We start from the raw sequence: 19,499 nt of genomic DNA on the forward strand, positions 1-19,499 counted from the left end.
GGGAGCCGCGCACGGTCACGCCCCTGGTAGCTCGTTGTGCCCGCCGAACGCCTTGCGCATCGCCGAGAGCATCTTGTCCGCGTAGAGCGACTCACCGCGCGACGAAAACCGTTGGAACAGCGCCGAAGCCAGCACCGGCACCGGAACGCCGGTGTCGATCGCGGCATCGATCGTCCACCGGCCCTCGCCGGAATCCGAGACCCGCCCGCTGTACGAATCGAGATTCGGGTCGGCGTACAGCGCGCTCGCGGTGAGGTCCAGCAACCAGGAGGCGACCACCGAGCCTCGGCGCCACACCTCGGTCACCTCGGGCACGTCGATGGCGTACTGGTAGTACTCGGGATGCTCGAGCGGGGTCTCCTCGGCGGAGAACTCGCCGTCGTGTTCGGCGCCGAAGTTGGCCTTGTGCAGGATGTTCAATCCCTCGGCGTAGGCGGCCATCGCGCCGTACTCGATGCCGTTGTGCACCATTTTGACGAAGTGTCCCGCACCAGCGGGCCCGCAGTGCAGGTACCCCTGCTCGGCCGCCGACGGCTCGCCGGTGCGTCCCGGCGTCCGCTCGGCCGCCTCGACGCCGGGTGCGATGGACTTCAGCAGCGGATCAAGATACTTCACCTGCTCGTCCTCGCCACCGATCATCAGACAGAAGCCGCGGTCGAGGCCGAAGACGCCGCCCGAGGTGCCGATGTCCACGTAGTGGATGCCCTTGGGGCGCAGCTGCTCGGCGCGTTTGATGTCCTCGTGGTAGCGACTGTTACCGCCGTCGATGATGATGTCGCCCGGCTCGAGCAGCTCGGCCACCTGGTCGATGACGGCGCCGGTCGCGCCCGCCGGGATCATCACCCACACCACCCGCGGCGTCTGCAGCGTGCGCACGAAATCCGCGAGGTCGGTGCTGCCCTTGAAGTCGTCGCCGAGCTCTTGGCGCAGTATGTCGATCTGATGGGGGCGACGTTCATAGCCGACGGCGGTGTGCCCGTCCTTGACGATGCGACGCACGATATTGGCGCCCATCCGCCCGAGGCCGATCATTCCCAGCTGCATGCCATCCATCTCCCTCGTGTGTGCGATAACCGGAGTTCGTCCTGGATTGTCCCGCGTGGCTCCGATCCTGGTCTGTCCGGCTGTGTAACGCACGGTGCGCCGCACCGATAATCAGATCGGCTCCGCGTAGTTGCCAGACCCCCGACCCGGCAACTGCGCGGGGCCCTTTGCGTGTTCCACCGTGGGCTTTGCGTGGAATTTGCTGTAGTTCGGTGTGCACCGGACGTCGTCGGCGTCGCGCACTATCGTTGGCGGAGACTCGCATCACGTGGGTCCCAACTCAACCGAACGGGGAGGACGGTTCGTGACGAGCCAGTCGAGCACCGGACGCCGTGGCCAGCAACCGGCAGGCGAGGTCGGTTTACGTCAGCTGCTCGAATCGGCCAAGGCAAACGCGGCGAACCAGACCAGGGAGTGGGACGCCGACTCGGCGCCGACCGAACCGATACAGGTCACCGTCCCCAGGCGCGCCACCCATCGGGCCAAGCCGGGCGAGCGTCCGTCGGCGCCGTCGCGGCGCCCGATCTCCGGGCCGCCGCCGCAGCGGCTGAATCGCACCGTGGCGAAGCGGGCCGGCATCGCGGTCGGCGCCGTACTCGTGGTGGCCGGCATCGGCTACGCGGTCGACTTGGCGCTGTCCTCGGGACAGGTGCCGCGCGGGACGGTCGTCGCGGGCATCGAGGTCGGCGGCCTCGACACCGCCGCGGCGGACGCGCGGTTGCGCGCCGAACTCGGCCCGAGATCCGACCGTGAGCTGCCGCTACGCATCGGTGACGTGCAGACTCGGCTCGTGCCGGCCGCCTCGGGGCTCGCGGTGGACTGGGACGGCACCTGGGCGCGCATCGGCCCGCAGCCGCTCAATCCGCTCACCCGGCTCGCCTCGTTCTTCACCACCCGCGACGTCCGGGTGGCCAGCGCCGTCGACGATGCCGCGCTGGATCGTCAGCTGACCGCGCTGCGCGTGCACGACCGGCCGTCGGTCGAGGGCACCATCGCCTTCGACAAGGCAAGACCGGTGGCCGTCGCCCCGGTTCCTGGCCGGGTTCTCGATCTTTCCGCCGCGCGCGACGAGCTGATCGACAACTGGATCACCGGCATCACCGTCGACCTCCCGGTACATCCCGCGCCGCTCACCGTGCGGCCGGAAGCGGTCGATCAGGCGTTGCGCGGGATGGCCGAGCCGGCGGTGCGCGCGCCGATCACGTTCGCGGGCAAGGGCGCATCGGCCAAGCTCGATCCTGAGCAGATCGCCAGCGTCGTTTCCTTCGCGCCCGATGGTCAAGGCGGGCTCGGACTCTCCATCGATCAAAACGTTGCGGTCGGTTTGCTTGCGCCGCAGCTTGCCGCCTCGGAGGTCGAGCCGAAGGACGCGACCTTCGCCGTGACCGGCGGCAAACCGACCGTGGTCCCCGCGGTCGTCGGCGACAAAATCAACTGGCCGAAGACGTTCGAACAGCTCACCGCGCTGCTGGCCGCGCCGCAGGAGCGGACCGGTCAGGCGGTCTACGAAAAGGTCGAGCCGAAGCTGACCACCGAGGCGGCGCAGGGGCTCGGCGTCGTCGAGACCATGGGCTCGTTCACCACCAACGGATTCAGCGGACCGTCCGGCGTGAACATCAAGGTGGTCGCCAAGAAGGTGAACGGCGCGGTGGTGAAGCCCGGGGATACGTTCTCGCTCAACGACTTCACCGGCACGCGCGGCACCGCAGAGGGCTACGTGGAATCCGGCATCATCGACCACGGCAGGCCTGGCACCGCCGTCGGCGGCGGCATCAGCCAATTCGCCACCACCCTCTACAACGCCGCGTACTTCGCCGGTATGGAGGACGCGGGCCACACCGAGCACAGCTACTACATCTCCCGCTACCCGGCCGCGCGCGAGGCGACCGTCTTCGACGGCGCGATCGATCTGCGCTTCCGCAACAACACCACGAATGGTGTCTTCATCGAGGCCGTCACCACGGATTCCGAAGTGACCGTGCGACTCTGGGGCACCAAGACCGTCGAGGTCGAATCGGTGACCGGCGACCGGAGCAAGCCGACCGAGCCGACCACCGTCAAACTCCCGAAGGGCAAGGACTGCATCGCCTCCGAGGGCGCGCCCGGCTTCACCACTTCCGACACCCGCATCATCACCGACCGGCGCTCCGGTCGCGAGGTCTCCCGGACGACCCGGACGGTCAAATACGACCCCATCCCCGTCGTGAAATGTGAGTGACCGCAACGATTCCCGGGTAGCGCCCGGTACCTGCCGACGAGCGGCGGACGGCCGCCGCTCGGCCGCGCCGTGCGGCTCGAGCCAACTTCTGGCTATCCCGTAGCGCGCCGCTGGTTAGCGTGGGGCGCAACGAATCATTCTGCGGCAGGCCGACTTTGGTGGTCGACCCCCCGGCGGATGGGATATAACTACGCCAGATTCCGGGACGCCAGTCCGGTTCTGTCTCGGAGTGGGGCTCAAGGTAGAGCGGAAGTGAAGGGGATTACAGTCGTGGACCAGATCGACTCAGTCAGACCGTTTGCGGCGGGGCGGGGCACCAACGCCGCAGTCACACTGGGTACGGCTATCGGGGACGAGGTCGCCCTGCGCGTTGTGCAGGGCAATGGCACGCTGTGCGACGTCGTACTCGCCGCGTGGGTGATGGGTGTTGATCCGATCGAAGCGGTTGTGCAGTACGCCGAGGCGGCCACCGGAGTGATCGTGGACGACCTGGTGGTGGTCGACGGCGGTGCCGATCCACGCTGCGCCTGACGCGTTCCTATAGGCCGCGCGCATTCGCGCTCGCAAGCGCGCCTTGCGGCAGCGAGATGCCAGCACGGCTCATCACACGGCGACCGGCGCCGATATCAGGGCGTGAAGTGTTGCGCCGCAACGGTTCGCCGGTAGTCGTCCCGACTCACTGTCCCGCGCAATAGCTTTCGCGCCGCCGAGACCTGGCGGTGACGGCAGTGTGCGATGTTCGGTTGTGTCGCGCTACTCCTCGGGACGTTCGACGTCGCGCAGCGCCGCGGCAACGAACTCCCGCATCGGAATGTCCAGCGCCGTGCACAGTGCGTGCAGCTGCTGCATGTCCGGCGACCGATCGCCGTTCTCGAAGCGCTGGATCGTGCTGACGCCGAGCCCGGTGAGCGCGGCGAGTTGCGGGCGCGTCAGCGCTCGCCGAGCCCTGGCCGCCCTGAGCTCTGCTCCGACCGCGCGATTGATGTCCGAAGGTACCTTTTCCACACCCATACGGACCATTCTGAGGTCCGAATGGCTACCTGGCAAACGACATGCCGTAAAAACGCCGAGGATCTCCGCAGCTACCGGGCATTTCGCCCATAAAGGTCATCCGTGAGTTGCGACAGGTCCGAACGGACCTTAATGTGCTCCGTATGGAACACCTAGACCACATGGTTGCCCGGAGGGTGCGGCAAGCCATGTCCGATGCGGGACTTTGTCTCGAGGACTTGGCCGCGCGTTCCGGGCTACCGGCATCCGACCTGCGCGGTCTGCTCGCCGCGCACGGCTCGTTCACGGTGGACGAGCTCGTTCGGATCGCCGCGGCGGTTGCTCGCCGCGTCGTCGACCTCTTGCCCGACGAGCGGGATATGCGATGACCGTCGCCGACATCCGACGGTCGTCCGGCGAGTCTCGACGGGAGATACGGCGTGTCACACCAAACATTCTGTGACGCGAATCACCTTGTGCTGGAAGGTGGATAAGCGATGCTGAGCGATCGATCAGCTACCGCGGCGATGGCGCTCGATCAAGCCGCGCACGGCGTGCCGCCGCTCGCCGGATTCAGCGCGACACTCGTTGCCCCGGTGGTCGTGGGAGCCCGCTGATGCCCTGGTTTCAGGTCGACGACCAGCTCGGATTTCATCCCAAGGCCGTCGCGGCAGGCAATGCCGCGATGGGCCTGTGGGTGCGGGCGGGTTCGTGGTCGATGCAACAGCTCACCGAGGGCTTCGTCCCCGCCGCGATCGTGCGCGGTCTCGGCTCGGCGGCACAGGCGAAGAAGCTGGTGGAGGTTGGGTTGTGGACAGTTGTCGACGGCGGCTATCGGTTCCACGACTGGACCGAACGGCAGATGTCCAAGGCCGAAATCGAGGATCGCCGCCGCAAGCGGGCCGACGCGGGGCGCAAAGGCGGGCAGGTTTCCGGGCAGGCGCGACAGCTCCGAGCGCAAGCAAGTGCTGCGTCAAATGCTCGAACATCCACTCTGGCAATGGCTTCGGCCGATGCTCGCCTCATCGTCGACCAAGTGCCCCAGCAGATCGCAACCCCTATCCCTGTCCATGACCCTGGAAATCCTTCCGGGGGAGCACGATCCGCACCGCCCGCCCGGCAATGCTCGATCCACCGCAACCATCCCGCGCCGCCACCCTGCGGTGCCTGCGCCGATGCGCGGCGAACCAGGCAGCGGTGGGATGCCGCGCACGGCAACGACCTTCGTGCCGACGCGGTGCAGCGCCGCGAAGCCGCCCGCCACTGCGTGATGTGCGACGACGCCGGTTGGCGCCATCCACCCGCCGACCTGCTCGCCGTCAATCCCGATCCGCCCGTGCTCCGCTGCGACCACCGCACGGTGACCTCGCTCGACCACTGGCATTCCACAGAAGAGGAAACGACACCATGACGACCACCACCGCGCAATGGTCTGCCAAGGCGGGTTCCCGGTGACCGAGCACCCGAATCATCTCTACCTCGATCGCGTGGAACTCCGGGCGCTCGCCGAGTCGCTTCGCGAGATCCCCGACCTCGCCGAGGATCTCGCCATCTCACTCACCAGGCAGTCCAGGCTCGGCACCCGCGGTGACTACCGGATGAACCGCCGCCCGAGCGAGCAGCCCCTGCCCTACAACCCCGCCGCCTCCCGTGCCGCCGACGAGCTGCACGCGGTGCTCGTGTCCTGGGTGCGGCTCGTGTGCGAGCAGCGCGGTCTCGAATACGCGGGATCCCCGTCCACGCCAGGCCTGGCTCGCTGGCTCGACCGAAACCTCATCGCACTGGCCATGACCGAGGGTGCCGAGGGCGCGCCCGAGGAGATCCGTACGGTAGTGCAGGCCGCGCTGTGCATCGTCTGCCCGCCCGCCGCGTCCATCGCGCTGGACGAAGGGATGGTGGAGCAGGCGCGGCGACATCGCCTCAACGCATCCGGGATCGCCTCGCTGGCAAAGGAACTCGGCGCGGAGTATCACGGACTTACGGTGCGCAGGATCCAAACACTCAGGAGCGCGGGGAAAATCGCGCCACAGCCTGGACCATGGGCACCGGGTTGGCCGGAGTTGTACACCGTCGGTGCGGTATTGGACGAACATCTGGTGTATCCGACGCGGCGCCGGGTGCGAGCCGACGCGAAAGGCTCGAATTGATGTATTTCAAAACGTGATTCGTCGTGCATTCGGCGGTCGCGGCCGAACGTTACAGTGATTCCGTATGAAATGAATCACGACATAACTCCTGAATTGCTGGGTACCTGTGATCGAGTGCTGATCTCGCACGACCCATGCTCCACGGTTGCTGGACGCGCGGGTTCAGCTTCGGTCGTCATCTCGATCGAGTACTGCTGGCAGGGCGTCAAGATGCCGATATGCGGACGAAGTCCCTCGAATACCGGGGATACCGTAGAAGTCACAGCCGGACACCAGGTTTGCAGGCATTGTTACGAAATGCTCGCGATGAGTGACCCGTTATCGATGGGCAATTGCGGCCACGCGAGTGGTGTGGCTGAAGGGTCGCTAGCCGACTAATCCCTGTGATAGAAAAATCTCGATCGGTTACCAGCAGGCAGCCGATGGAGGGACCGATTCTTCAAGGGGAAGATCTCTATATGAGCAAGATTCGCGTGTTCGGCGTCGTGTTCGCGGCCACCGCGGGCATCGTCCTGGCCGGTTCGGGCCTGGCCTCGGCCGTCGACTCGGGCTCGGGTACCGGCTCCGCCAAGGCCGACACCGCCGCCGGGTCCGGCTCGGGTACCGGTTCTGCCAAGGCCGACACCGCCGCCGGGTCGGGCTCGGGTACTGGCTCTGCCAAGGCCGACACCGCCGCCGGGTCGGGCTCGGGCACCGGCTCCGCCAAGGCCGACACGAAGGAGACGGAGACCGGTTCGGCCTCGGCCCTCGTCGACCTCATCAAGCTGCTCGGCACAGGCTCGTCGGAGGCCAAGACCTCGTAATCATCGAAGACGACGATATGTTCTGACTCATCATCAGGGGACATATCCGCTCGGAGGACAGACATGATTGCCCTACCTCGTAAGAGGTGGGGCAATCGTCGTTTCCGGCCCGTCGAGGCTGCTCGAAAGTAGCCATCTACCTGCGATTTTCACCAAAGTTTGTATTCGGGGGTTGACATCTCGCGAGCTTTAGGTGAAGCTATGTGCAGCGCCAGAGCTGCGCCCTCTTCCCGAACTTACCGGGAAACTTCCTTAGTCTCAATCACTTTCATACTTCCGTCCTTCGCGGCCCCGTCCACTCCTGTGGCCGGGGCCGCGAATGATGAAGCAGCAGAGCACATTCCGCTCTGCCCGCTACGTGTGGCATGCCCCCGAAACCTCCTCGAGATCGATGACAAGCGGGCAAGAGCCTGCCACATACCCGCCCCGGTTTCCGCACCCGTCTCCCGCCGACCTCTCGCTCGCGGTCGTAGACGGAAGAAGCGACCGGGGCGTTTCGCCCCACCCCCGGTACACCCCTTGGCCGGGGGTGGGGCTCAAACCTTCCGGCAGCATCGCAAATCCGTTGGTGCCCTGATCTTTCGACTAACCGAGGTCTGACATGGACAACACCGTCCTGGAACTGCTCGAGCTGGCCGACCACGCCACCCCCGCAGCCTCACTCACCATCGACCAGGCCCACCAGTCGATGCGCGTTCACCGCGCCTGCGCCACCGACCACTGCCGCCGAAAAGCTTTGGCCTTCAACACATTGATCGCCGCGGGCCGCATCGTGCCGGACTCATCCCGGCGTCACTGACCTGACCGAGAGGAGGTGAACCCGTGCTCACCATCGCCCTCGACCTGCTCAAGCTGGCCTACGACCTGGCACCCCTGGTACTACCCCTGCTCCTGCCGCTGCTCGGCCTGTAAACCGCCGTCGGCGCGGCCACTCTGCCCAACCTCGACTTCCCGGAGAAGACCTTGACCGCACACGACGACATCGACCTCGAATCCGAAATCGCAGGCAACACCGGCACTCTCGCCGTCGACGTGCAGGTGAAACCATGACCGCTCCCTACCCGACGCCGGGCGAGTTCCCGGACTTCGAGCAATTCATGGTCGACCTGCTCACCCCGATCGGCACCACCCTCACGACGCTGCCGGCCAGCGGCGACCAGATTCAGGCGAAGCTGCCGTTCATCTGGGTCCGATTCATCAGCGGCACTTCGGATATCAACGCGATCACCTACATCGCGAAGGTGCGCGTCACCGTCGTCGGTCAAACCCGCGACGCAGCCCAAAAGCTGGTTGGTCGGGTCAGGGAAGCCATGCTCAATTCCCCAGGCGCCCGTGTCAACGGAGTCCTGGTGGATTGGGCGGAGGAATCGACCACCGCCGAGGTGAAGTACTTCCCGCCCACCCTGCAGCGCAGCCAGGGGGTGACGGACCTGCCGAATCTGGATCCGGTCAGTCAGCTGGTCGAGATCGGTTTCACGCTGCACGCCCGCAGGCAGTAGTCCGCCAGCGGAGAACTTATCCAACGAATGGAGAAACAATGCCCGCCACTAATTTGATGCTGCTCAAGGACGCGCAGCGCGAGCTGCTGCTCAAGCCGCTCGACGCCGCGGTTTTCCTTGCGCCCTGGTACACCCCGGTGCCCGCCGATTTCACCGACCCGACCGGCGCCCTGCAGACCCTGCCGCCGGCCTACAAGTCGGTCGGCCTGATCGATAAGAAGGCCGGTGTCGCGTTCGCGCGCAACGTGACCGCGGCCCCGATCGAGTCCTACGGTGAGCTGGAACCGTCTCGTAACGACATCACCGGTGACAGCACCACGATCGAGTTCGAGCCGCAGCAGATCAACGCGCTCACCCTCGCCCTTACCACCAGCGCAAACCTGGATCAGGTCAAGGCCAAGGCCGCCTCCGGTGAGGTGTTCTTCGCGCAGCCGTCCTCGGAGCAGATCACCTACTACTCCGCGATCATCATCGCCAAGGACGGCAACGACGCCGCGCCGATCTACGTGTTCAAGGTGCTGCCGAAGGTCGCCGTCACCAAGTACGCCGGTGAGCAGTGGACCGCGACCAACATCATGTCGCAGAAGCTCACGCTGAGCGCCTTCAAGGACGACACCGCCGGCTACGCGGTCGCGCACGGCTTCGGTGGCACCGGCTGGAAGAAGCTGCTCGCCAAGACCGGCATCGCGACCGCGTCCGCGTAACCCGCGGCCGCTGAACGTGGGTGCGTGCCGTGCGTCTCCGGTCGCGGCACGCACCCACTCTTTCCTGAACCTGCACCGGAGAGAAGAACAGGTCAATCATGTCCGCAATCCCCACCGAATTCCCCGTCACCATGACCGACGGTGCGGCCGAGTACCAGGTGTACGACGCCACCTCCTACGTGAACGCTGTCTTCTCGCTCGGCCATCAGCAGGTCGTCGCGCCTGCCGCCAAGGCTCGGCAAAAGTAGCTCGCTCGCCCTGTGTGTCGTTGCGCCAGCACAGAACTGACGTAACGCCACGCATGGGGCGATCGGACGGACCACCCGAAACTCGACGCGATGCCGACCACTACCACCGGCATCCACCACAACCGGAGAATTACATTGGCAACGCAACGCACGAAATCCTCGGCCGCGAGCACCGGGCTAAGCGATGAAGGTCGCTTCTTCGAGATCCAACAGGAACTGTCCGGAAAGCGCAGGGGCCCTTACCAATTGACCGCGGACATCGCCATCCAGCCGCTCACCCGAAAGCAGGCGAGGGCGCTTCGCGAAACCGATGACGAGGACGAGCAGCTGGCGATCCTGCTCGGCGACCAGTACGAAGCCGTCGAAGACCTCTACGCCGACCGGCCGTTGGACGAGTGGGTCGCCTTCCAGAACGACCTCTACGCCCACTTCTACGGAGAAGGCGCCGCGGCCCTGCCGGGGGGATCCTCGGGCTCGTAGAGTTCTGGGATCGTTTCGGTGCCGCGCTCGACTACGACCTGCTGGAGTGCGGCATCGACATCCGAGACTGCTTCGGGCCCACCGAACTCCGGACGCGCGACTGGCGCACCATCTGGCGTTTCAAGGACCGCCTCCCGCACGGCTCGCACTACAAGGCGGCCGTCGCGATGGACCCGACGATCGCCGGCCAAATCCTCGCACTAGAGGAGCACGACGGCGAAAATGCCTCCAGCCCAACGGGTCCGACACCAGAGGGCTACACCCTGCACACCTACCTACTGCTGTCGATCATCGACGGCCTACAGGGAGTGCAGGCCGCGGTCATCGCCGCCGCAGGCGCCACCCCACCCACCGTCAAGCCGATGCCGAGACCGGTCACCGCATTGGACCTGATCCGCGACGAGCGCCGCCTGCAATCGATGCAGAAACTCATCGACGAATTCACCGCACCACAGGATGAGGATGGGCCTAACCCATAGAATAACGGGTCTCAACGGACTCGAGGAGGCTCTCATTATGGACCACGAAAGCATGAGCGACAAGATCAAGCGGACTATTCGAGCTGGTATCCCGATCCCGCCGGTCGAGATCCTGCATATTCGCGAGGATGCCAAGTCGTATGTCGAGGCAGTGATTTCTCTCTACCGATCGATCGCATTCGATGAGGAAGACCAAGAGGAGAAGGCGAAGCTCGAAGCGGAGCGTGATAGGCAATCGGACATTCTGCGTGAAATGCCGTTCATGCATATTGATGAAGCACGACGTATTGTAGCGGACTATCCAGAGCTGATTCGTCGACTTCGTGAGAAGGATCGATGGGGAGCGCGTGAATGAGAATCATGCGCGTCGAGAAGCTGCTCTTATCGAGCAGGCCAAGAACGAGCGGATTCGAAATCTTATCCCGCCCGAGGCGCCTGTTCGTGCGGAAGGTGAACGGCCGCAGTTCATAGTCATTGCAGGTCAGCAGGGCGCCGGTAAGACGACAACGCAAGAAAGGCTTGTCGCCGCACTTGGCGATCGCTCGGTTGCTGCCTATGATGGCGACGATAACGCAAAAATACATCCGCGATACGCGGACATTATGCGGGCGAACGGCATCTCCGGCGTCGACGCGGTCGGCAGGGAGATGCCGAAAGGGCATCACCAGGAATACCTGGCCAATCTGCGTGGTGACACCGGATTGCCGAAATACGATGTGATCGCCAGCCATCCTTTCGGGCGTAAGGACTGGGCCGACGCGTGGATTGATGGGTTCCGGGACAGAGGCTATGAGACCACTGCGGTATTCGTGGCCACTCACGAGTCCGACAGCATGCTGGGTATTGCGCAACGCTATCAACGGGATCGTGACAACCCCGGTCTCGGCTACGGGCGCTGGGTTGACCCTAAGCTGCATTATGAAACCTATGAGAACAATCCGGCTGTAGCGCACTATCTGGAGGCTGCTGGCAAAGTCGACAATATCTACATTGTCGACCGTAACGGCGAAGTCTTACATGAGAATCATCGCAACGCGGATGGTTCGCTGGAGCGGACACCTGCGGCTGCCCAAGCAATGCGGACCGAGCGAAACCGGAAGCCGACGCCGGACCAGACCAAACGCTTCAACGACCAGGTCGCGTACCTGCGTAGTACCGACCGATCTGTCCGGCAGGAGCCGGTTGATCCCCGTGTTTTGAGTGCTGTCGACTACGCCGAAGCAGATCGCACGGCGTTGCTACGGAGTGGGACCGACGCGAGAGCAACACCGAGCGGGCAGCGCAGAACTGTCGATCAGGCGTTCCGTGAGCGTCGTCAGGCCGCAGCCCAGAATCGGCCGGGAGAACCGGGTCCGCCGGCCCACCGGCAGCAACCTGCTCAGGGCAGTGCTTCCACCGGCAATGGACGAATACCTAGTCCTGGGTCGTCGCCCGATCGCGGCGGGTCGAGCGGCAGCAGCGGACCGAGCGGCGGCGGCATACCGCGTCCTCGGGATGATGGCCCGAAAGGGCCTAGTCCTCGTCCCAGAAGTAAGCGTCGCCCCGGCGCTGGGTTGAAGGGGCGGATCGCTGGAGCCGCCAGCGCGGCGGGTGTGTTGTTGGCTGGTGTCGGCAGCGCGACCGGGATGATTCCCGAGTTGTCGGCAGTGGTGAATGATCCAACTGCGGCGGCGCAGCAGATGATCGGGCAGGCGCCGGATGCGACGATGAGCCTGCTCGGAAATGCTGCTGGACCTTCGAATAGGCCTGGTGCTGCGGCGAAGTCGTCGGTGTTTAAACCGGCGGTTGGTGCTAAGGCGGGTTCGGGTGAGGCGTCGAAGTTGGCGGCTGATTCGAAGGTGGCTACTGCTGCGGTGAAGGCGCAGACGGATGCGGTGAAGGCGCAGGCTGATGCGGTGAAGAAGTCGTCGGATGCGATGAAGTCTCATGTGTCGGGTGTGCAGAAGTTTGGTGCTGCGCAGAAGGCTGTTACTGCGGGTTCGAAGGCGTGGGCGGTTGCGCAGACGTTGTTGAATGTGGTGATGAGTGCTAATCCGATTGGTGCGATTGTGATCGGTATTACTGCTGCGGTTGCTGCGATTGTGTTGTTGGTGAAGAACTGGGACAAGGTCAAGCTGGCGTTTGACTGGGTGTATAAGAATGTTCTTCTGCCGGTGGGTAATTGGTTCAAGGATATTTGGACCGAGTCGGTGGTGCCTGCGTTCAGGGCTGCGACGGATATGATCTCGGGTTTGTTTACCGGGTTGGGGGACAGTATCAAGGGGGTGTGGGATGGTGTGATGTCGGGGATCAAGTGGGTGGTCGGTAAGATCGCTGATGGTTTGGGCTTGATTTCGAATGTTGGTGTCGGTCCTTTTCGTACGCCGGATCTCAGTGGGATCATTGATAAGTTGCGTGGTTTTTCTGGTGGTGAGAAGAGGGCTGATGGTGGTGTGATTCGTGGTCCTGGTGGGCCGCGGGGTGATGCTATTGCGGCGTGGTTGTCCGATGGTGAGTATGTGATCAATGCGGAGTCGACGGCGCGGTTCAAGCCCCTACTCGACATGATCAACTTCGGCACACCACGCACCGCGGAAGATGAAGCGCAACAAGCGATGCGCGGACTACTCGGCCAGGAGAAGGTCGTCACCGGCGACAAGGCTGGCACGGCCAGCATCTGGAGCCGAGCCCAGGACAACTTCGGCAGTGCCGCAAGCCAATTCGCCTCCGGCTACACGACCGACACCCTCGGTGCGTTCGGAACCCAAGACACCGCACCAGGTTTCGTGCAGGGCCTGTCCCAGGGCAGCACCCTGCTGCAGGCGCAGAACGACAACTCAGTGATAGACGCCGCCGTGACAGACGCGGACTCCCTGTCCTCCCTGAGCGATTCCCCCCTCACGACCCAGATCACCCACACCTGCACCGGCACCCCAAAAGTCAAGCGGTCAACGACCATCAACGTCCGGCGACCCGATCCGAACACAGAATTCCAAAAGGCCAAAACCTGGGAATCCCAACGCGCCCTGACCTATACGGCCCGCTGGTGACACCGACCACGCCCGCCCACCATCCCGCCCGCGCCGCTACCCTTATATCAACAGCATGCGTTGAGGCCCGCCAACGCCGCCAACACGATCCGTCGTTCGCTAGCGACTCGGAGGCCTCGCCAGGGAGGGGCCAACGATGGACAACCAACTCGACTACTTCGTCGAAGCCCGGAAGCCATACACCGCAGATCGTCCGGAGTGCCTATGGCGTCGGCTGGGGGATCACTGGGAGTATCTGTCGTTGATCGATTGGCGCTGGCACAGGACCGATAGGACGAAGTACATCAATGCGCCACAGTCTGCGGTGTTGCATCCGGTGACGGCTGAGCGTGCGGCGGAACTGGCTGCCGATCACCAAGTATGGGTGCGCTATTGGAAGTATTACTCCAGTTTTTATAGATGGCAAGATGGTGACGAGCCTTCATCGGTGGTCCGGCGTCGAAATAGTCCGGAGTGGCAGCTCGATGAGGCATTCAGGAATGACAAACGATGGCACGAGGACAGTTCGTTCGATGAATTCTGGGATTATCGCACTTCGAGTCCGCCGCATTTGATCGAGATCAGTGTTGAAGAGGCTGACCTATTCATTAGGGGCAAGCACGGCGTAGCTCGCGCAACCGATCTGTAGGGCCGAAGTCGTGCGGAGGAGGGCCCAGTGATGAGCGCCCGGTACGAGTACTTCGTGAAGGTCAGACCGCACTACAACCCAAGCGCGCCCGCAGAGCTCATGGCGTCGACCCGCGCAACAAGTCCTGGCGGACGACCCAGGTGATAGATCAGTCCTCCGACCCTCAGACGTCCGATCCACCGTATCTGGTCGAGATAGGTGCCGACGAGGCGGAACAGCAAATTCGGCAACTAAGTAGTGCTGCGGGCGCAACCGATCTCTAGGGCTTGTCGGCCCTGTGAGGTCCGGCTGGAGTCTTCGTGCCACTGGCGCTGACCACTCTTCGGTTGGATCGATGTCGACTCCGGTCCAAGAAGACCTGACCTGGTTGATGCAACCCGGGTACAGCCATCCGGCAGAGATGTTTTCGGCCTGGCAGATTAGTCTTATACGAACGACATGCGCTGAGGCTCGGCAGGTGTCGCGAACATTATGTGTGTTCGCGGGTGTCGCCGAGGTCTTGCGAGGAGGGGCAACCATGAGCGACGGGCTCGAGTATTTTGTGAAGGCTCTACTGCCGTACGAGCCCGAGAAGCCGGAGAGTCTGTGGCGTCGGCTCGGGGACCACTGGGAGTACCTGTCGTTGATCGATTGGCGCTGGCACAGGACCGATAGGACGAAGTACATCAATGCACCGCAGTCTGCGGTGTTGCATCCGGTGACGGCTGAGCGCGCGGCGGAACTGGCTGCCGATCACCAGATATGGGTGCGCTATTGGAAGTACTACTCCAGTCTCTATAGCTGGCAAGATGGTGACGAGCCTTACGCTGTGGTACGGCGACGAAATAGCCCGGAGTGGCAGCTCGACGAGGCATTCTTGAATGACAATCGGTGGCACGAGAACGGCACGATCAACGAATTCTGGGATCGTCGCACTTCGAGCCCGCCACATTTGATCGAGATCACAGCTGATGAAGCCGAGCAATTCATTCGTGAGCAGCGCGGCATAGTTCATGCGATCGACCTGTAGCGCCGATGTTTTGCGGAGGATGGCCAGTGATGGGCGAAGTGTACGAGTAATTCGTGAAGGTCATACCGCCCGACACCCAAGAGCGCCCGCATAGTCTTGGGCGTCGACTGGATGGATTGTGGGGAGTACTTGTCGCTGACCGACTGGCGGTGGCACAAGGCTGACCAGGCCGCGTCACCGAACCACCCAGGTCGGAGCTACCGCACCCGGTGTCATCCGATCGAGCGGCGAATCTTGTCGCCGATCGGCAAGGATGGGTGGAGTACTGGTTGTACTACATCGGCGAGATAGCTTGTGACGCTGGCGAACCGCCTATAACGGTGGTCCGTCGACGGACCAGTCCGGAGCAGGAACTGGATGAGGCCTTCTCGCGCAACAACTCCTGGCGGACTACACGGGTGATAGATCAGTCCTCCGACCCCCAGACGTCCGATCCGCAGTATTTGGTCTAGATAGGCGCTGATGAGGCGGAACAGCAACTTCGGCAACTACGTGGTGCTGTGGGCGCAACCGATCTCGAGGGCTTGTCGGCCCTGTGAGGTCCGGCCGGAGTCTTCGCGTCACTGGCGCTGACCACTCGTCGGTTGGATCGCTGTCGACTCCGGTCAAGGAAGACCTGGTCGACGCATTCCCGGTACGGTCATCCAGCAGAGGTGTCTTCGGCCGGGCAGATTAGTCTTATACGAACGACATGCGCTGAGGCTTGGCAGGTATCGCGGACACTGCGAGTGGTTCGGCGGCTTCGCGAGTGCCTTGCGGAGGAGGGGTTAACGATGAACGACCGGCTCGAGTATTTTGTTGAGGCCGCGCCGCCATATACAGCGGACAGGCCGGAGAGTCTATGGCGTCGGCTCGGGGACCACTGGGAGTATCTGTCGCTGTTCGATTGGCGCTGGCACAGGCCTGACCGAACGAAGTTCATCAAACCACCTAGGTCTGAGGTGTTGTACCCGGTGACGGCCGAGCGTGCGGCGGAACTGGCCGCCGATCACCAGGTATGGGTGCGCTATTGGGCGTACTACAGCAGTGTGTACAGATGGCGTGCCGGCGATCCGCCGACAACGGTAATCCGCCGACGGAATAGTCCAGAATGCCAGCTTGACGAGGGTTTTATGCGTGACAACAAGTGGCACGAAGACAGTGCGATAGATGACTTTTGGGATCCTCATACATCGAATCCGCCGCATTTGATAGAGATTAATGCCGACGAGGCAGAGGTTATAATTCGTGAGCGGCGTGGCATCTCGGGCGCAATTAATCTATAGCATCTAATAGAGAAATGATCCGCTGCTGGCGTATCCAGATCTTGGGTGCGTTTAATTCGGAGATTTCAACTCGCTTCGAAAGTAAATTAACTGGCGCTACTTATCTCTTACTTGAGCAGATTGTGTCAGTGTAATCCTATTGCCTAAACGCGCTCGGTAACAGCTCACGATTGCGCATTCGGAAGTTCATCCGGACAGTGCTCGAGTTTATTGTCGTTGTGGCAATCACAGAATTTATTACATCACTCCGTGTGCTGTGCGTGAATTTACCGCACTAAGTGTACGGCGATTTATGCTGTGCCCTCGCTATTTAGATAGGCGATATGGCGGTGCATGCATTCATGATCAGCATTCCGATGCATGCGATTTCAAATGATCAGGAGTGAGTCGCATTCAAATGTGACGATTAAACTTCAGGAGAGACTTTTGTGAATGGCGACGGATCAAATGAGCGCATTGTTGCGCCAGGAGGTGAACCGCGGAGTCGCCCTCCCAAAGGAGGATACGAACAGCGATTGACGCCAGTGCAGATGCGGCTGATGACCGAGCGGTGGCGTGCCGCCGCGGAAGCTCAGCCGCGTTTGGATGAATTAATGGAAGGGGTTCGGGAAAGCACGGCTTCGCACGGCGCTCAGCTGCAGGGTAAGCAATATTCCCTGAAAGGCCTGGACAGACTTCAAAGTAAACTCGAGGGGAAAGCTGGCCATGGCGACTCGAATTTCGCTGAGAAGCTAGATGAGATCAAAGACCTTAATAGATACACGCTAACCTTTGACAATGAGAGATATGTAAGTGGCACTCAGGCAGCGGAGGCGGGACTTCGGGCGAAGGGCTACACGCAGATAAAGGACTCAAATAAATGGGATGACCCAATTTATAAAGGTTACAATACTGCGTGGCAGCATGGTAGAACTGGAGAAGAGTTCGAGCTACAGTTCCACACTCCGGAGAGCTTCGAAGCCAAGCAAAAGACCCACGAACTATACGAACTTTATCGAAGTGGGGCTTTGAGTAAATATGGCCAAAAGCGGGAGCATAGAAATGCGGTCGACACGCTGCAGAGTCGAGTATATGACGATATGCCACTTCCTCCCGGTCGGGAAGTATTGGGTACAAGAGAAACTGCAAGGACCGTCAGACCCGATATAGACCCGGAGATCATGCGGAATGTTCGGCGTGAAGAAGCAAAGCTGAAAGACAGCAAAGGCGACGCCGCTCCCGCTAAGAATGATGTCGTCAAGGGCGGGCAGACGTCGCGGGCGCAGGGCGGATCCAGAGCCCCTCCTCGTGGCCCCGGTAACCAAAATGGCCCTCGGCCAACAGGTCCCGGCCGACCAGGCGGTCGCCCTGGGCGCGGACCGCAAGATGACGGCGGACCCCGTATACCCAGGGGCGGACCGCCGAAAGGTCCGCGCGGTGGACCTCGACTTTCTCCCGGAAACCTCTCGCCGGTCGCCGCGATGGCGGCTTCCGCGGCGGCGTCGGAGTTCCTTCCTTCTTCGGTGATGTCGGCGGTGGCTGATGCCCCGGCCGCTCTGATGGACGCGGTAGGCGAAGGCCCGATGATGGCGGCTGAGATGCTGGCCGGTGCGGGTGGTGGGCCTTCGAATAGGCCTGGTGCTGCCGCTAAGTCGTCGGTGGTTAAGCCTGCGGCGGGTGTTAAGGCCGGTTCGGGTGAGGCGTCGAAGTTGGCGGCTGATTCGAAGGTGGCTACTGCTGCGGTGAAGGCGCAGACGGATGCGGTGAAGGCGCAGGCTGATGCGGTGAAGAAGTCGTCGGATGCGATGAAGTCTCATGTGTCGGGTGTGCAGAAGTTTGGTGCTGCGCAGAAGGCTGTTACTGCGGGTTCGAAGGCGTGGGCGGTTGCGCAGACGTTGTTGAATGTGGTGATGAGTGCTAATCCGATTGGTGCGATTGTGATCGGTATTACTGCTGCGGTTGCTGCGATTGTGTTGTTGGTGAAGAACTGGGACAAGGTCAAGCTGGCGTTTGACTGGGTGTATAAGAATGTTCTTCTGCCGGTGGGTAATTGGTTCAAGGATATTTGGACCGAGTCGGTGGTGCCTGCGTTCAGGGCTGCGACGGATATGATCTCGGGTTTGTTTACCGGGTTGGGGGACAGTATCAAGGGGGTGTGGGATGGTGTGATGTCGGGGATCAAGTGGGTGGTCGGTAAGATCGCTGATGGTTTGGGCTTGATTTCGAATGTTGGTGTCGGTCCTTTTCGTACGCCGGATCTCAGTGGGATCATTGATAAGTTGCGTGGTTTTTCTGGTGGTGAGAAGAGGGCTGATGGTGGTGTGATTCGTGGTCCTGGTGGGCCGCGGGGTGATGCTATTGCGGCGTGGTTGTCCGATGGTGAGTATGTGATCAATGCGGAGTCGACGGCGCGGTTCAAGCCGCTACTCGACATGATCAATTACGGCGCACCACGTTTCGCTGATGGTGGTATCGCATCCTGGTCGAGTTTCACCGGTGACGCGGCACAGAAGGCGGCGCGCGGGCTGTTCGGCCCGGACAAGGATTCCGCCGAGGAAAAGACCGGCACGGCCGCCATCTGGGGTCGAGCTCAGGAGAACTTCGGTAACGCGGCGAATCAATTCGCCGCCGGCTACCTGAGCGACACGCTCGATGTGTTCGGAATCCAGGACACCGCACCAGGTTTCGTGCAGGCCCTATCCAAGGGCAGTGCCCTGTTGCAGGCGCAGAAGGACAGCTCGGTGGTCGACGCCGCCACGACGGACGCGGATGCGCTGTCCTCGCTCGGCGATTCCCCACTGACGGACCAATCCACCCAGCTCGGCACGGGCACTGGTAACTGCGCGTGCAACGGCACTGTGGATCAGTCATTGACCATCAATATCTCGACACCCGATGTCGATACCGCATTCCAGAAGGCCAAGACCTGGGAATCGCAGCGCGCACTGACCTATGTCGGACGCTGGTCATAACCAAC

20 protein-coding genes are annotated in these 19,499 nt (G+C 62.4%); 18 read left to right on the forward strand and 2 right to left on the reverse strand.

The annotated features are described in order from the left end of the window. Nucleotides 1-15 precede the first annotated feature (15 nt). Nucleotides 16-1,044 carry a phosphogluconate dehydrogenase (NAD(+)-dependent, decarboxylating) gene (gnd, locus tag OG203_RS26945; RefSeq protein ID WP_405160050.1) on the reverse strand — a complete coding sequence of 343 codons (1,029 nt, stop codon included), beginning with the start codon at nt 1,042-1,044 and terminating at the stop codon, nt 16-18. A 304-nt stretch (nt 1,045-1,348) separates the two neighbouring features. On the opposite strand from gnd, the gene OG203_RS26950 reads away from it, so the two are divergent. Further along, entirely contained in the window at nt 1,349-3,262 is a 1,914-nt protein-coding gene (locus OG203_RS26950; RefSeq protein WP_405160051.1) for a VanW family protein, read from the forward strand. Between the two features lie 270 nt (nt 3,263-3,532). Further along, a complete protein-coding gene (locus tag OG203_RS26955) occupies nt 3,533-3,793 on the forward strand; it encodes a hypothetical protein (RefSeq protein WP_405160052.1) in 261 nt (86 codons plus the stop codon). 222 nt (nt 3,794-4,015) lie between these two features. Here OG203_RS26955 and OG203_RS26960 read toward each other — a convergent pair whose 3' ends face one another. After that, nucleotides 4,016-4,273, reverse strand: a complete 258-nt coding sequence (locus tag OG203_RS26960; protein WP_191093744.1) for a helix-turn-helix domain-containing protein — start codon at nt 4,271-4,273, stop codon at nt 4,016-4,018. A gap of 188 nt (nt 4,274-4,461) precedes the next feature. On the opposite strand from OG203_RS26960, the gene OG203_RS26965 reads away from it, so the two are divergent. The 16 genes from OG203_RS26965 to OG203_RS27040 all read left to right on the forward strand — a co-directional run bounded on the left by OG203_RS26965 (nt 4,462) and on the right by OG203_RS27040 (nt 19,494). Then, complete coding sequence (locus OG203_RS26965; RefSeq protein WP_405160053.1) at nt 4,462-4,641, forward strand: hypothetical protein; 180 nt, start codon at nt 4,462-4,464, stop codon at nt 4,639-4,641. A gap of 227 nt (nt 4,642-4,868) precedes the next feature. Beyond that, nucleotides 4,869-5,663: a hypothetical protein gene (locus tag OG203_RS26970; RefSeq protein ID WP_405160054.1), complete on the forward strand. Its 795-nt coding sequence runs from the start codon at nt 4,869-4,871 to the stop codon at nt 5,661-5,663. Nucleotides 5,664-5,703: 40 nt separating this feature from the next. After that, a complete protein-coding gene (locus OG203_RS26975; RefSeq protein WP_405160055.1) occupies nt 5,704-6,399 on the forward strand; it encodes a hypothetical protein in 696 nt (231 codons plus the stop codon). 458 nt (nt 6,400-6,857) lie between these two features. Further along, entirely contained in the window at nt 6,858-7,202 is a 345-nt protein-coding gene (locus OG203_RS26980) for a hypothetical protein (RefSeq protein ID WP_405160056.1), read from the forward strand. A 601-nt stretch (nt 7,203-7,803) separates the two neighbouring features. Further along, nucleotides 7,804-8,001: a hypothetical protein gene (locus tag OG203_RS26985; RefSeq protein ID WP_405160057.1), complete on the forward strand. Its 198-nt coding sequence runs from the start codon at nt 7,804-7,806 to the stop codon at nt 7,999-8,001. 247 nt (nt 8,002-8,248) lie between these two features. After that, nucleotides 8,249-8,701, forward strand: a complete 453-nt coding sequence (locus tag OG203_RS26990; RefSeq protein WP_405160058.1) for a hypothetical protein — start codon at nt 8,249-8,251, stop codon at nt 8,699-8,701. Between the two features lie 38 nt (nt 8,702-8,739). Further along, nucleotides 8,740-9,405 carry a hypothetical protein gene (locus tag OG203_RS26995; RefSeq protein WP_405160059.1) on the forward strand — a complete coding sequence of 222 codons (666 nt, stop codon included), beginning with the start codon at nt 8,740-8,742 and terminating at the stop codon, nt 9,403-9,405. Between the two features lie 98 nt (nt 9,406-9,503). Beyond that, a complete protein-coding gene (locus OG203_RS27000; RefSeq protein ID WP_405160060.1) occupies nt 9,504-9,653 on the forward strand; it encodes a hypothetical protein in 150 nt (49 codons plus the stop codon). Nucleotides 9,654-9,743: 90 nt separating this feature from the next. Continuing rightward, complete coding sequence (locus OG203_RS27005; RefSeq protein ID WP_405160061.1) at nt 9,744-10,133, forward strand: hypothetical protein; 390 nt, start codon at nt 9,744-9,746, stop codon at nt 10,131-10,133. 167 nt (nt 10,134-10,300) lie between these two features. Further along, nucleotides 10,301-10,612 (forward strand): hypothetical protein, encoded by a 312-nt coding sequence (locus OG203_RS27010; RefSeq protein WP_405160062.1) that lies wholly within the window; start codon nt 10,301-10,303, stop codon nt 10,610-10,612. A gap of 52 nt (nt 10,613-10,664) precedes the next feature. Further along, nucleotides 10,665-10,967: a hypothetical protein gene (locus tag OG203_RS27015; protein WP_405160063.1), complete on the forward strand. Its 303-nt coding sequence runs from the start codon at nt 10,665-10,667 to the stop codon at nt 10,965-10,967. Further along, nucleotides 10,960-13,641: a zeta toxin family protein gene (locus OG203_RS27020; protein WP_405160064.1), complete on the forward strand. Its 2,682-nt coding sequence runs from the start codon at nt 10,960-10,962 to the stop codon at nt 13,639-13,641. The genes OG203_RS27015 and OG203_RS27020 overlap by 8 nt, the downstream gene beginning before the upstream one ends. 136 nt (nt 13,642-13,777) lie before the next feature. Then, nucleotides 13,778-14,269, forward strand: coding sequence for a hypothetical protein (locus tag OG203_RS27025; protein WP_405160065.1), 492 nt, complete (start codon nt 13,778-13,780; stop codon nt 14,267-14,269). Nucleotides 14,270-14,786: 517 nt separating this feature from the next. Then, a complete protein-coding gene (locus OG203_RS27030; RefSeq protein ID WP_405160066.1) occupies nt 14,787-15,278 on the forward strand; it encodes a hypothetical protein in 492 nt (163 codons plus the stop codon). Between the two features lie 773 nt (nt 15,279-16,051). Continuing rightward, the gene (locus OG203_RS27035; protein WP_405160067.1) at nt 16,052-16,543 is read left to right on the forward strand and encodes a hypothetical protein; all 492 of its coding nucleotides are present in this window, start codon (nt 16,052-16,054) and stop codon (nt 16,541-16,543) included. A gap of 1,460 nt (nt 16,544-18,003) precedes the next feature. Further along, on the forward strand, nt 18,004-19,494 hold the full coding sequence (locus OG203_RS27040) for a hypothetical protein (protein WP_405160068.1): 1,491 nt from the start codon (nt 18,004-18,006) through the stop codon (nt 19,492-19,494). Nucleotides 19,495-19,499 lie beyond the last annotated feature (5 nt).

Source organism: Nocardia sp. NBC_01499 (genome assembly GCF_045040275.1).
Lineage (GTDB): Bacteria > Actinomycetota > Actinomycetes > Mycobacteriales > Mycobacteriaceae > Nocardia.